This is a genomic window from Bacteroides sp. ET225 (genome assembly GCF_024733745.1).
Classification (GTDB): Bacteria; Bacteroidota; Bacteroidia; order Bacteroidales; family Bacteroidaceae; genus Phocaeicola; species Phocaeicola excrementipullorum.
In genome coordinates this window covers 47,573-61,053 of the sequence record NZ_JANRHN010000011.1, presented here as the reverse complement: position 1 = coordinate 61,053, position 13,481 = coordinate 47,573, and the positions used below count along the sequence as shown (strand labels likewise).

General features: G+C 47.4%; 9 protein-coding genes. 5 read left to right on the top strand and 4 right to left on the bottom strand.

The features are described 5' to 3' along the window. Positions 1 to 60: 60 nt before the first annotated feature. Both NW212_RS06865 and NW212_RS06860 read right to left on the bottom strand, forming a co-directional pair. Positions 61 to 1,710: a lipopolysaccharide assembly protein LapB gene (locus NW212_RS06865; protein ID WP_258337904.1), complete on the bottom strand. Its 1,650-nt coding sequence runs from the start codon at positions 1,708 to 1,710 to the stop codon at positions 61 to 63. A 482-nt stretch (positions 1,711 to 2,192) separates the two neighbouring features. After that, complete coding sequence (locus NW212_RS06860) at positions 2,193 to 3,332, bottom strand: Gfo/Idh/MocA family protein (RefSeq protein ID WP_258337903.1); 1,140 nt, start codon at positions 3,330 to 3,332, stop codon at positions 2,193 to 2,195. 400 nt (positions 3,333 to 3,732) lie between these two features. On the opposite strand from NW212_RS06860, the gene NW212_RS06855 reads away from it, so the two are divergent. The 5 genes from NW212_RS06855 to NW212_RS06835 all read left to right on the top strand — a co-directional run bounded on the left by NW212_RS06855 (position 3,733) and on the right by NW212_RS06835 (position 9,597). Further along, positions 3,733 to 4,320, top strand: a complete 588-nt coding sequence (locus tag NW212_RS06855; protein ID WP_258337902.1) for a DUF3575 domain-containing protein — start codon at positions 3,733 to 3,735, stop codon at positions 4,318 to 4,320. 25 nt (positions 4,321 to 4,345) lie between these two features. Beyond that, positions 4,346 to 5,812: a DUF3868 domain-containing protein gene (locus NW212_RS06850; RefSeq protein ID WP_258337901.1), complete on the top strand. Its 1,467-nt coding sequence runs from the start codon at positions 4,346 to 4,348 to the stop codon at positions 5,810 to 5,812. A gap of 1 nt (position 5,813) precedes the next feature. Further along, positions 5,814 to 6,914 (top strand): hypothetical protein, encoded by a 1,101-nt coding sequence (locus NW212_RS06845; RefSeq protein WP_258337900.1) that lies wholly within the window; start codon positions 5,814 to 5,816, stop codon positions 6,912 to 6,914. Between the two features lie 52 nt (positions 6,915 to 6,966). Beyond that, on the top strand, positions 6,967 to 8,517 hold the full coding sequence (locus NW212_RS06840; RefSeq protein WP_258337899.1) for a hypothetical protein: 1,551 nt from the start codon (positions 6,967 to 6,969) through the stop codon (positions 8,515 to 8,517). A gap of 63 nt (positions 8,518 to 8,580) precedes the next feature. Beyond that, positions 8,581 to 9,597, top strand: a complete 1,017-nt coding sequence (locus NW212_RS06835) for a FimB/Mfa2 family fimbrial subunit (RefSeq protein ID WP_258337898.1) — start codon at positions 8,581 to 8,583, stop codon at positions 9,595 to 9,597. A gap of 316 nt (positions 9,598 to 9,913) precedes the next feature. Here NW212_RS06835 and NW212_RS06830 read toward each other — a convergent pair whose 3' ends face one another. Together NW212_RS06830 and NW212_RS06825 are read right to left on the bottom strand one after the other, a co-directional pair. After that, positions 9,914 to 12,169 carry a glycoside hydrolase family 3 C-terminal domain-containing protein gene (locus NW212_RS06830; protein WP_258337897.1) on the bottom strand — a complete coding sequence of 752 codons (2,256 nt, stop codon included), beginning with the start codon at positions 12,167 to 12,169 and terminating at the stop codon, positions 9,914 to 9,916. 8 nt (positions 12,170 to 12,177) lie between these two features. Next, a complete protein-coding gene (locus NW212_RS06825) occupies positions 12,178 to 13,437 on the bottom strand; it encodes a glycoside hydrolase family 5 protein (RefSeq protein WP_258337896.1) in 1,260 nt (419 codons plus the stop codon). Positions 13,438 to 13,481: the final 44 nt, after the last annotated feature.

Sequence of the window (13,481 nt, the reverse complement as noted above, 5' to 3'; positions counted from 1 at the left end):
GGATGATGTCCGTCCTGCTTTGTCTGCCTTTGCCGCCCGGCAATGAGCCTGTGCCAGATCTTAAAACTGTTTGATAAAGTCGTCCAAAGTCATGTTTTCGATCTGCATCTTTTCTTTCAGACGCATTTTCTTTCTCGAAATGCTTCCTTTGGCTATGTGGTATATTTCTGAAAGCAGGGAAAGCGAGAATTCCATCTTCAGCAGACAGGCAAAGCGCACCTCCTCCAGAGTGAGTTGCGGATAAGCCTCTTTCAGCCGGAACGTGAAGTCGTTGAAACATGCATCCGTATTCTGTATGATTATATCCCACTCCTCCTTTTTCAGATGCATGGCTCCTTGCGAGTTCTGGCTTTTCATCAGAATCGGGACGGTTAGAGCATTCAGCCGCTTGTAGTATTCTACATTCTGGTTCAGCGATTCTATTTGAATGGCTTCACGGTTGTGTTTCTCCTGCAAATATTTCACCTCTGTTTCCCATTGGTTGTTCTGGAGCCGAACCATGTCCTGTTCCTTTTCCTTCAGTGACACCTCAACCTTTTTCTTGGCTTGCTTTATGCGGAGGACGATTGAGATGCCTAAACACAGCATCAGTGACAAGAGGATGGCCAGGCGGTAATAAGAAATTTCCTGTTCTGAAATCTTCGTGTTCATATTGGCTATTCTCCGCTGCTGGCGTTCGTGCTCCTGGAAAGCGTTCAGGTTGCTGATATATCCAGCCTTATTGTTTGCTTCCAGTGAATCCCTGCAGCGGATGCTTCTTTCAGCATACTCAGAGGCTGCCTGAAAGTCCTTTTCCTCCTTCTTCAGCTGTGCTATCTTGTAGTAAACGTCTTGCTTTTCTTTCAGGGGGAGTTTCTCGATGTTCTTCAGAAAAAGACGCTCCGCGTCCTTTAAGCGGTGCATTTTCAGGCAGATATTTCCTTTCAATACATTGCAAGTCAATTCGAACTCATCGGAATGGTCGTTTTGCAGGGCGATATCTATATAGAATAAAGCCGAATCAGGCCTGTTCATGGCCAGGCAGACTCTGCTCAGGTCCTTGTTGTATTCCGCCCGGGCAGAAAATTCCTTCTGCGGCAAGATGCTGAGAGCCTTGCACAGACGCTGTCCGGCTTCAGTGTAATTCTTTTCAGAAATGCGGAGTTCTGCAAGTTCATGCAGCGCTTCTGCCATCAGCGTAGAGTCTTTCATCTCGCTGGCGATGTCGAGGGCATGTTCCAGGCATTTTTCTTCCATGTCATGCATCATCTTGAAACGGTAAATATAGGCTTCTTCCACCTTGATGGCAAACATCATTCCGCTGTCCTTTTCTGCAAATCTCTCAGCCTGGCTGTAAGAGGCATTGGCTCTGAGAAAGGCGTATCTGCCGGAATATATTTTCCCAAGGAAGAAGTGCAATTGGCACAAGCGCGCGGAGTCTTTCTGTTTTGTAAAATGCGACAGAGCCACATCCGACTTGTCCAGAAGCAATTCAGGAGCATCGGAAGTAAGCTGCGCCTTGACCAGCAGAAAATAATAGAATGCCTTGTCGGCTCCTCTCAGAGAGGATGTATCAATTTCAAGTATCTGCCTTACAGACTTTTCCGGGATAACGTCCAGGGAGTCTTCCAGCATCAGCAGCGACCGACTGTAAATGCTGTGTTGCTTACGGCTGCACGAAAATGAGCTCATGATCAGCATTGCTACGATAAAACCTGTTTCCAACCGCATATCTTTAACCTTATTAATATACACTTTTATCTTTTGACATAGAATCTTTAGAAAAGAACGGGGGGGTGTTATGCTTTGCCAAACATCCAGATGTTGCATAAAGAACAATAATAAGTGAGGAATGTTTAGAAAATTAATATGATTACAATTTTTTGTAGAAATCATTCTGCTTCACATAACATCAGACCGCTTGTTCCGGGACGAGTCATTTCTCGATCGGTCTGTTTTCTTTTCTGGTGCAAAGGAAGCGGTATTTGTATAGAAAAGCAATTTTTTACATGTACATGCTATGTCGCATAAAGGTCTGTATATCTGATTTTTCATGCTTTTAATGGATGTACATATGGGATGTACACGCAAGATATGGAGGTGCATATGCAGAAAAAGCCCCGCAGCTTTCCTTATTCGCTTCAGGGCTGATGTTCCGGATCTCCGGTGCGGTTTTCAGCAGTTGTTCTGGCAGCTGCTTTGCTGGCGGGAATCTATCCGAGCTTTATTATGCGCTTTTCTTTAATCGATGATTTTGATAGCGGAGTTACGGATGTCCATGAGGCCAGATCGTTGAGATTGACGGGGTATACGCCTGTCCCCTTCATGTCTTCTGCCAGCATTTTCAGCATTATATAATCCATGCCTCTGTGGTGTTCATCTATTTTAATTGCTTCTTTTCCCCATTTCTTCCATGAAACGTGCTCGAACTCGTCAATATATCTGCCGTCATCCTCCCATGTTTCATAAGGAGAAACATTCTCTATGTATATTTTTCGGAACTCGCCTCTCCATATGCCTTTGCTTCCTTGCACTTCGATGTCCAGGCTTCTGGGGCGGGGGAGTGTCGTATCGTGAGTCAGCGTAACGAGGGTACCTTTCTCTGTAAGCATTTGCGTTATAATGATATCTCCCATGGTTATTGCCGGATGCTCACTCCCTCCATGGCAGCTGATGTATTCGGCTATGCCATGCGAGCTGGAAGCAAACGATGCCAGTTCAACAATTCTGTCTGTTCTGCCTATTCCGGAGAACAGACATATCGGAGCCAATCCGTGCGTGGGGTATATATCTCCGTTCTCTTTCTGATAGAATTTGCTTCTCCAGACTCCTTCCGCATTGGAGCCTTTGCCTATTTCTCCCTTTTCACTGATAAGTATTTTCCTGAGGTCGTGCCTGTAGCCGCCTTTTACGGCTACAATCTTTCCCAGCAAACCGGCGTTTATCAAATTGAGCATCGACATGTGCTCTCTCATGAATATGGTGTTCTCCAGGGGATAAACCGTTCTTTTCTTTTCGAAGGCGGCGCTGAGCAGTGACTTGTATTCGTCTATATACAGTCCTCCCTTTATCTCTAAAGCCACGTGGCAGCCATTCAATACGGCAAACAGAGCCTGTTCGACGTGATGCTCCCATGGAGAAGCGATGATGACAAGTTCCGGAGCGCACTGCAATATCATATTTTTGTAATCGTCTTTGCCGTTTGAGAAAGAAGGGTATTTCCTCCTTGTTTCCTCGTCAATGCAAGGATCGGAAACCGATACTATATTAAAATCATCTATAGATGACAAAAGAGTCAGCAATCTTTTTCCTCTATAACCCAAACCTATTATGCTGGTTCTAATGGCTGCCATATGAATTTAAATTAAGAGCCTGTTTTTAAAGATTAAAGTATGAAACAAAAAGGGCGTTTTTCCTTTCCGCGAACTGATCATCTTTGGCTGCATTATGCATCCGTCGGGTCTGGAAGAAACACAGCGGCAAGTTATCAAGAAATTCTTTAACGTGCAAGCGGGAGCACGATTTTATAAGTTGTAAATCCATGCGCGGCATTGCGCCGTGGAAAGGCTTGGTTGGGGGGAAAATCCGGGATTTGTGCCGTTTTGCGTGATGCATTTGAGTATTTGTACATTTGAGTAAAAAGTCTTTATTCTGAATATCAATAAGTTGTCTGATAGCTCATGTACATCACGAAAAAGTGGGCGAATTCATCCCTGGTGTTAATTTTGCGCCAAAATAATTATGTTGTGATATATGATAAAAAAGTATTTCTTAAGATTTACGTTGTCGGGAGTTATTTTGATGCTGGCACCTTCCTTGTCGGCTCAGAACCTGGCCGTGAAGACCAACTTGCTTTACGATGCTACGGCTACCATTAATGCCGGATTTGAAACGGGGCTCAGTCCCAAATGGACGCTTGACGTTTCGGGCAATTATAATGGATGGAACATGAGCAGTTGCGGGTGTCGTAAATGGAAGCACTGGATGGTGCAGCCTGAGGCCCGATATTGGTTCTGCGAACGTTTCAACGGTCATTTCCTGGCTATGCATGCATTGGGAGGGCAATACAATCTCGCTAAAGTACATTTGCCTTTCGGGCTTTATCCGGGACTCCGCAACAACCGTTACGAAGGCTGGTATGCCGGAGCGGGCGTGGGCTATGGTTATCAGTGGGTGCTTAACAAACGCTGGAACCTGGAAGCGGAAATCGGAGTAGGGTACGTTTATACGGACTATAAAACCTATCGTTGCTCTCAATGTCCCAAGCGGACGGATAAAGGGCACAAAAACTATCTGGGCCCTACAAAAGCAGCCCTGACACTCGTATATGTCATTAATTGATTTATCTAAAGAATAAGAAATACCTATGACAAATAGAATTATATTATCCGGAGTCTTATGGATAACGGCACTGGTCGCTGCCGCGCAGGTTTCTTATCTTGACCGCATAACGGTGGAAACAAAGGCGGTCAGGAAGGTTGATGATAACGTAACGGTAGATTTGCTCTGGCAGTTTGCCGGACTGAAGGTGAACACCCAGAATCAGGCAAAGTTTACGCCCGTATTGGTTGCTGCCGACGGAACGGCAGAAGCCGAACTGCCTCCCGTGTTTGTCGAAGGCCGTGTGCGCAGGTGGGTGAAAGAACGCCGTGAACTGTCTGCCGACTGGCTGCCGCGCAACGGAGAAGTAGTCCGTCGGCATAAAGGAAAATACATGCCGTTGGAATACCATGCCGAAATTCCATGGGAGCGTTGGATGCATGGCGCGCGCATCGAAATACGTGAATACGTGACGGGCTGTGCTAACTGTCTGAACGGATATGCCGCGACTACCGTGGTGCCTTCTGTATTGCCCTATCGCATTCCTGATGCATCCGCATTCCGCTTCGCCTCTTTGGTTACACCGGAGGAAGAGGATGTGAAAATGCGCTCCATCACTTTCCGCGGACGTTTCCAGTTCCGTCTTGACAAGTATGATATAGATCCTGCTTATAAAGACAATTACAAGAAGCTTGAAGAGGCGCGCGAGAAGATTGATGAAGTGGCTTCCAATCCCGACCTGAGTATCGTGAGCATTGAAGTGGCGGGATATACCTCGCCTGAAGCTACTGTCGCCTATAATGAACGTTTGGCACGCAATCGTTCGACGAGTCTTGTCAACTACATGAAGAAGCGTTTCCCGCAAGTGCCTGCCCAGAAGTGGTTTGCTTCTTGGCCTAATGAAGACTGGGGCGGATTGCGCGAGGCTGTAGAGAAAGACACTTTGCTTCCCGGGCGCGAACAGATACTGGATGTCATCGGCAAATATCCGGACAATCTTGACCTGCGCGAACAGAAGTTGAAGGAGCTGCGTCCTGCCACCATTTATGAAACGCTCTACCGCAAGCATTACCCGTATTTGCGCCACAACGATTACATCATCCGTTTTGCTGTGCGTTCTTTTACGGTTGAGGAAGCGAGAGCACAGCTCTTGAAGCAGCCGGAACATTTGAGTGCGGCCGAGATCTATCGCGTGGCAATGAGCTATCCGGAAAACTCTCCGGAAAGGATTGAGGCATTCCAGACTGCTGTGCGCCTTTATCCTTCTGACGACAAGGCTTTGCAGAACCTTGCTGTAGCATATCTGCAAGCGGGAGATCCGCTTAAGGCGCTTGCTCTGCTCGACGGAAAGGCACATACGGCTTCCTTGCAGAATATCGTAGGCGTTGCCTTTATCCATGCAAAGCGGTACGAAGAAGCGCGCCTGTGGTTTGAAAAGGCTGCTGGTGCAGGTGCGTCTGATGCACGTGCGAACTTGCAGCTGCTGAACGAATGGTTATCACATACCCGATGAAATGAGATACCGCAGTCTACAATATAGTATACGCATGGTCGTGGCGGCATGGGCAACTCTGTCTGTTGTGGCTTGCAGCAGCAAGGATGCCCTTGAATCCGCTGGCGCAGGGACGGACTTGATCGTCTGCTTTACAGGCTCTGAACGTCTGGACCGGATGTCTGGCGCTTTTACACGGGAGTCTGATGGAGGAGGTATTCCTTTAGAATACCGTCAGGTGAGCATTGAGTTGACTGACGCACACGGGGTGCGGACCTTCTCTACCATAGACGGTACGCTTCCGTCATCGGATATTCTGACATTGCCGGACAATCTCTCGCCGGAAGAAATGCTCGATGAGGGGTTTCGGATTACAGGTGTAGACAATCCTCAGAAACTGACAGTATCCATTAATGGAGGGATAGAAGCTCCTATGAGCCTCACCTCCACACTGGTGAACGCAGGACTTGCCGTTCCGCTTTATGCTGAGGTCACCCGTTTCGACTATACCGAAGACAACGACGGGCATCCCGTATGTGTGCTGATGGTGACGCCGAAGCATCGCATGGCACGGCTTGAATTTGCCGGAGTGAGCATTGAGGGCACAAATCCTTCTTATACCGGCCTGGTATTGCAGGGAGCGTTTCTGAACAATGTGTTGCCGGCCGAACAGCCTACCGTTCCCTTGCATTTCGACGGGTGGAACGAAGGGATGCTTACCGGTCTGCCTATGTCTGGCGGTGCGGCGGATCATTCAACAGGTTTTGCGTTTAATATCTTTCCGACTTATACGCAGACTCCCGAAGGATGGGCTGCGGATGTTGTGGAACGATGGAGGCAGAAAGAGGGTGCTGTAAGCCGTTGGGTACCTTCTTTGACGCTTGTGTTCAAGGCCAAGCGAACGGATACCGGCAAAGAGCAGGTGCTTTATGCAGTGGTAACCAGCTATACCGAGCGTAACGGAGAGCTGATTGACATGTTTGAGCCGGGATGCATTTACCGTTTCGGAACAGTCACGGTGGATGTTGCAAAGAATCTGCTGGTGCGGGTCGAACCGGTTTCGTCCGGGGGGTCGCGCGGCGTTGCGTTATCCGGAACTGACTTATGGATATGCAGGCGGTAACGGCGCATATTGATTATATAAACCAACCAAATATTAACTTAAAAGAACATTTATGAACTTGAAATCGAACAAATTTCTTACATTAGGAGTAGTTGCGCTTCTGTTGGGAGCGTGTCAGAAAAATGAAATGCAGCTTCAGGACGGTGATGTACTGTCGGGTGCCGGAACCCGGATGATGGTATATTTCGGAAATCCGGTGGGCGGCGCTTCACGCGGCGATGTCTTGGCGGATAAAACGCCCGGAAAAGTCGGTGAGAATGTTATGGAGGTGACATACAATAAGGTAGAGTTTACATTGATTGATCAGTACGGGGGACGTGAACGCACGATAACGTTGCAAAACGGTGAGGCGGACAAGGCGAAATTACCCTTAGGCTCTACAGTTGCTGATGCAGATGAGTTAACCGGCCAGATCAACGGAAAAGAGGGGGTCGTATTCGAGGATGTTATTGATCCCAAGAAACTCACCGTGTCTATCAATGGCGGAAAAGCTGCACCTATGGTGTTGACCGCTGAGCGTGTTGCTTCCGGCTATGCTGAACCCCTTTACGCCGAAACTACTGATTTCTCTAAAATAAGTACTGACGGTTCAAAGATAACTGTGGTGCTAAGTCCGGAACACCGCATGGCGCGTTTGGAATTTAGTGATATAAGTTTTAAAAACTATGATTGCGGATCTGACTACGAAGCAGCGGAAGCCAGAGTAATGTCAAGAAAGGAAGAGGGAGGCGATGATTATACCGGATTGGCAAGTTATTGCGATGGTGATTTCTATTTAACTTATACCAACCTTACTCTGAAAGGAATATTTCTGAATAACTTGTTGCTTGAAGAGGGACGGGAAGTGCCGGTGCATTACGATGGATGGACAGAGGAGAGCGGAAACAACTCGGTTGATCCCGGAAAGGTGAAAGCCTCAGCGCCGATATATGTGAATAAATCCTATGAGTATAAATACGAAACAGGAGAAAATGGACTGAAAGGTTCGTCTTACAATCTGAAGAACAATGCACAATACACATTCAGCAATGCTGAAACGTATGGTGCCGACGGATTGAAAATATCCTTCAATGAACCGAACCTGCCGGGTTATATTCCGTATTGGGACGAGAGCAACACTGAATGGGCAAGTACTCAGCAAGATAAGGGCAAAGCATATACCTTTAACATTTTCCCCAGTTATAAGGAAACGGATGAAAGCTATAAGAAATGGGATGCCGACGTACAGGCACGCTATTCGAAGAATGCGGATAACGTCAGCCGATGGGTCCCCAATCTGACTTTCGTGTTCTACGATGCTTCCTATGCCAAGAATTATGACGAAGCTTCGTCCAATGAGGACGAAGACAACCACATTCTTCCTGAGGGTAAGGAGGTAGGACATCAGGTCTTTGCCGTGGTAACAAAATATATCGACAATGCTACCGGAAACAAGATTGACAGCTTCAAACCCGGCTATATTTATCGCTTTACCGGAATGACGATTGATACAAAGAAACATATCGGTACGGATGTAGACGGTCCTCAGAAAGTTGGACTGATCGCCTATGTGAAAGTATTGAAGTGGTCGATCGTGGATGGAACGGTATCTTTTGCCGAATAAGCCTTGCCAGGTCTGTTAAGTGATTTTTCATACAGCTGATAAAAAACAAACCGAAACCGCACAATGAACAAATCTTTCTTTGCGCTATGGACAAAGTTCCTTCCGGTCGTTATTGGACTTCTTCTGACGGGGGCTGTTGCAAGCTGCGTATATGACGATAAAGCGTCAGACTGCGACAATGTGATACTTCGGTTTATATATTATGCCGACGGAGAAGAAAATGTCATTCAGGACTACCTGCATGGCATAGATGTCTATATTTTCGACGGGAAGGGCAAACTGGCAGCCAAAGCTCACCTGACGGAACAGGAGATACGAGCCGGTATGCCTCTGGAGTTGGACTTGCCCGACGGGATTTACCATGCAGTGGCTTTCGGAAATGACTTTGACAATACTTCGCTTGAGAATGTACTCACTCCCGTCGATCTTGAACGTATCTCGATGTATAATCCGAACAGTGAGAAGCAGACAAACGACCGCAATTATTTTGGAAAGCACACTTTTGAAGTGACTTCGAGTGAGGAATATTTCCGTCCGGTAGTGGAGGAGACTGTGGAAATGAAAAGCGCGCACACCGAGTTGCGTATAGGAGTGAAGGGGCTGCCCGGGCCGGAGAATCCGGAGCGGATGCCTTACTATATAGAACTCTCCGGAGCTGTTCCTGCCATGGATATCAATGGGAATCCCACAGGCAGCGGGACCAACGACTATCGGCCAGTGCTGCGATGGAACCCGAATACGGGCACTTACATTTCCGAACTCTCTTTCTTCCGCCGAAACGGACATGGTGAAGACGGGCGGAATCCCGAAGCCGAGCTTGAGCAGACTACGCGGAATATATATGTCCGTGTATATGCTGCGGACGGCACACCGATGACTGAACCCATTTCGTTGTGGGAGTTTTTGAAGAGGAATCTGTCCGGAAAGGAAATCCGTGAAGTGGGTACGCTGCAAGAGCAGCAGCTCGATATGCGAATAGAGTTTTCCTCGCCTGATGAAAAGAACCCGGAAATGCTCACCTATGTGGTGCTTCTTAAATGGAGCATTACGGACGGAAGCATCGGGTTCGGTGATGATTGAGAAAGTAAACAAGGAAAGCTCGCGGGGGTCGGCAATCTGTTGCCGGCCTTCGTTTTTTTTATTCGTCCTGCAGGCTGGATAATTTAGGCTGTCAGGTGCTGGTGGAGTATAAGCGGAGAACAAGCCGGAGTAGATAAAATGGAACGGAAAGAATGTCTTGGGAAAACTTAGAAACTGTTTTGAATTTATCGTGTATGCTTTGGACCAAAAAATGACCCAAAGCACATACGAAAACAAACTTTTTGGAGAAATTCAAAACAGTTTCTAAACGGCTCTTAACGGGTGAAGATAAATAGTCTGGTATTTTAAGCCTTCGCTAATCTAAAAGAGATTCATCTTCTAAGATAAAAGATACTTTTGTTTTAATGTCGGTTGCCGAAGCAGCGATGATAGCTTCAAACTTGCCGGGTTCAGCTATCCATGCGTGACGTTTGTCATCGAAGAAACTTAGTGCTTTTTCGTCGATAGTGAAAGTCACTTCCTGAGTTTCGCCAGGTGTCAGTTTTACTTTGTAGAATCCTTTCAATTCTTTTACAGGGCGGGGGAGAGAAGACTTCTCATCCCGTATGTACAACTGCACTACTTCCGCACCTTCGCGCTTGCCGGTGTTGGTTATCGGTACAGTGACAGTCAATGTTTCTCCGGCCTGCATCTCTTTTTTGTTTATTTTTGCCTTTCCGTACTTAAAGGTGGTATAGCTCATTCCGTGTCCGAAAGGGAAAAGCAGTTTGGCTTTTTCTTTGTCTGTCCAACGGTAGCCTACGAAGATGCTTTCATTGTATTTTTCGTCCCAGATGCCGCTTTCGTCCATACGTTTCACGCCCGGATATTCTCCCAGCTTGTGTGCGCCTACGTCTTCCAGTGATGCCGGAAAAGTAAAGGGGAGCTTGCCTGACGGATTTATTTCGCCTGTCAATATGGAGGCGAGGGAATTGCCGGCTTCCGAGCCTAAGAACCAAGCCTGAATGATGGCAGGAACTTCATCTTTCCACGGCATGGCGACAGCATTGCCCGAAATATTGACTACAATAAGGTTCGGGTTGGCTTTCGCCAGTGCCATAATTACTTCGTCTTGTCCGTAGGAAAGGTTCAGCGCTTTGCGGTCGGCATCTTCGCAATCTTGTCCAGCGCTTTTGTTTAATCCTCCGATAAAAATGACGTAATCGGCATCTTTTGCCACTTTCACGGCTTCTGCTATCAGTTCTTCCGGTGTGCGTTTGTCTGTCAGGTCCTGTCCTGATTTCACTCCATTATATTCTCCGCTGGAGTCGCCGACGTAGCCACGGGCGTATACCACTTCAGCCTTGTTGCCCACTTTGTTGCGGATGCCGTCTAAGGGTGAGATTTCGTGTTTGACTTTCAGTGACGAGCTTCCTCCGCCCACAGTCATCATTTTCAAGGCATTCTCACCGATTACGGCGATTCGTTTCGCTTTGTCCAGATTGATGGGCAGCAGATTGTTTTCGTTTTGCAGCAGTACGATGCCTTCTTCTCCGATTTGGCGGGCAGCATTGAAATGAGCTTCCGAGGCAAACGAACCGTAAGGTCTGTTGCGGTTCATCGTGGTTCGGAACGCAAGTCGTAAGATGCGCCGTACTTTGTCGTCTAACTCTTTCGTGCTTATTTTTCCTTCTTTTATCAGTTTCAGATAAGGGGTTGCAAGGTAATAGTTGTCGTATGCGTTGCTGGCTCCGTTGGTCAGTCCGTTTGTCCAGCTTCCGAACTCCATGTCCAACCCGTTGTGAATGGCTTCTTCTGTGTCATGCACTCCTCCCCAGTCTGATACGACTGCACCGTCGAAATTCCATTCGCCTTTCAGAATGTCGTTCAGCAGGTATTGGTTGTGGCATCCGTGCTGGTTCTTGTACAGGTTGTACGACCCCATAATGGTCCACGCCTTTCCTTCCTGCACGGCGGCTTTGAATGCCGGCAGGTAGATTTCGTATAAGGCACGGTCGTCCACGATCACATTGGTTGTATGGCGGTTCATTTCTTGATTATTGAGCGCGAAATGTTTCACGCATGCAGCTACGCCATTTTGCTGTACACCCTGGACATAAGGAACTACCATTTGGCTTGTCAGGTAAGGGTCTTCGCCCATATATTCGAAGTTGCGTCCATTCAGCGGTGTACGGTAGATGTTGATGCCGGGTCCCAGCAGTACATCCTTCTTGCGATAGCGCGCTTCTTCGCCGATGCTTTTTCCGTAGAGTAAAGACATCTCCGGATTCCATGTGGCAGCCAGACAGGTGAGGGCCGGGAATGCCACACACGAGTCGTTGGTCCATCCTGCCTGTTCCCATTCATCCCAAAGCACTTCGGGGCGGATTCCGTGGGGGCCGTCTGTCATCCAAAACTCCGGAATGCCCAGGCGGGCAACGCCGGGAGAAGAGAACTTGGACTGTGCATGGGTCATGGCTACCTTTTCTTCTACAGTCATGCGACTCAAGGCGTCTTCGATTCTTTCTTCGATGGTTTTTGTTTCGTCTAAGTAAACGGGAATATCCTGTGCGTGCAGCATTGCGTTTCCGAAAGCCAATAGCATCATTCCCGAGATAATTAATTTTTTCATGGTTCTGTTCATTTTTGTGATTGAAGTCCTAAAGAACGGATGTAGCCTTCTTGAGGTACACAGTTCTCGCATTTGCTGTTTTCAATGAAAGCATTCATGATTTGTTTCATTTCCGTCTGGTCGGGGCGTGCGTCACGTATTTCCTTGTAGGTGTTTCGTGCACTTTCTGCAAACCTGACAATCTTGTCCCATCCTTCCGGCCGCTGGATGCTCATAAACGAAGAACCGTCCAGCTTTTTGTAAGGCCAGAAAGTATATCCGATGTTATTTTCCTCCATGACCTTGCAGAAAGCAGCCTGCCATTCGTCGGTGTTATGCCCTATTTCGCCCATATACATCGGAAGGTTCACGCTGTCGCGGAAGCTGATGATTTCCTGAATCGCTTCCTTTGTTGGTTCTCCGCCATATCTGTGGCAGGTGTACATCAGTTTGTCGTCATATCTTGAGTCCTTGAAAGGCTTGAAGTTGCCGTTCCATTGCGGGCCTCCTATCAGTATGATGTGATTCTTGTCCACCTCGCGGATAGCCTGTACGGCCCGTTTGTGCAAAGGCTCCAGTTTGGCGTTCAGTTCATCCATGTTCTTGAAGTAAGGAGCAATCGGTTCGTTTATCAGTTCGTAGCCCAGGATGACGGTTTCATTTTTGTAATAATCGGCAATCTTGCGCCAGATATCGCAGAACAGTTTTTGGCTTGCTTCACTTTCGAACAGCCATGGATAGCCGTAACTGTCATCTATGTTGTCACCTGTTTGTCCTCCCGGTGCATCGTGCATGTCCAGAATCAGGTACAGGTGATTGTCACGGCACCAGTTGACTACACTGTCTATACGGGCAAATCCGTCCTGTGCCGCGGTTAAGCCCATATAGTCTTCATCGGTAAACATCTTATAATGAAAAGGTAGCCGGATAGTGTTCGCTCCCGTAGATGCGATAAACTCGATGTCCTTTCGGGTGATGTAGTTGTCTTTGAACTTTTTCCAGAAATCGGAAGTGAAGTCGGGACCGACTAATTGGCAGAACATTTCGTTGATGAAACGTCCGGAATTGGTTTTGTTGAATCCGAACATGTAACCTTCGGGATTCAGCCAGTTGCCTAAATTGGTGCCCTTGATAAACAGCTTGCTTCCGTCCGGCTGGATAAGGTCTTGCCCGGATATGCGGACAAAATCTTCGGAAGCAGGCGTTTCGTTTTCTTTTGTCTGTGAAGAGTTGGACTGGCAACCGGCCAGCAGTCCGGCAAAGAGCAGTGAATAAAAAGCTTTTCTCATAATTGTTTGTTCTTGTTATATAATGATTTACCTATTGAATGGAG

Bases quoted from the DNA above. Each gene is read 5' to 3' on its own strand.
- NW212_RS06860 (WP_258337903.1), bottom strand. From the start codon at position 3,332: ATGGCAGCCATTAGAACCAGCATAATAGGTTTGGGTTATAGAGGAAAA.
- NW212_RS06845 (WP_258337900.1), top strand. From the start codon at position 5,814: ATGAGATACCGCAGTCTACAATATAGTATACGCATGGTCGTGGCGGCA.
- NW212_RS06825 (WP_258337896.1), bottom strand. From the start codon at position 13,437: ATGAGAAAAGCTTTTTATTCACTGCTCTTTGCCGGACTGCTGGCCGGT.
- NW212_RS06850 (WP_258337901.1), top strand. From the start codon at position 4,346: ATGACAAATAGAATTATATTATCCGGAGTCTTATGGATAACGGCACTG.
- NW212_RS06830 (WP_258337897.1), bottom strand. From the start codon at position 12,169: ATGAAAAAATTAATTATCTCGGGAATGATGCTATTGGCTTTCGGAAAC.
- NW212_RS06865 (WP_258337904.1), bottom strand. From the start codon at position 1,710: ATGCGGTTGGAAACAGGTTTTATCGTAGCAATGCTGATCATGAGCTCA.
- NW212_RS06840 (WP_258337899.1), top strand. From the start codon at position 6,967: ATGAACTTGAAATCGAACAAATTTCTTACATTAGGAGTAGTTGCGCTT.
- NW212_RS06855 (WP_258337902.1), top strand. From the start codon at position 3,733: ATGATAAAAAAGTATTTCTTAAGATTTACGTTGTCGGGAGTTATTTTG.
- NW212_RS06835 (WP_258337898.1), top strand. From the start codon at position 8,581: ATGAACAAATCTTTCTTTGCGCTATGGACAAAGTTCCTTCCGGTCGTT.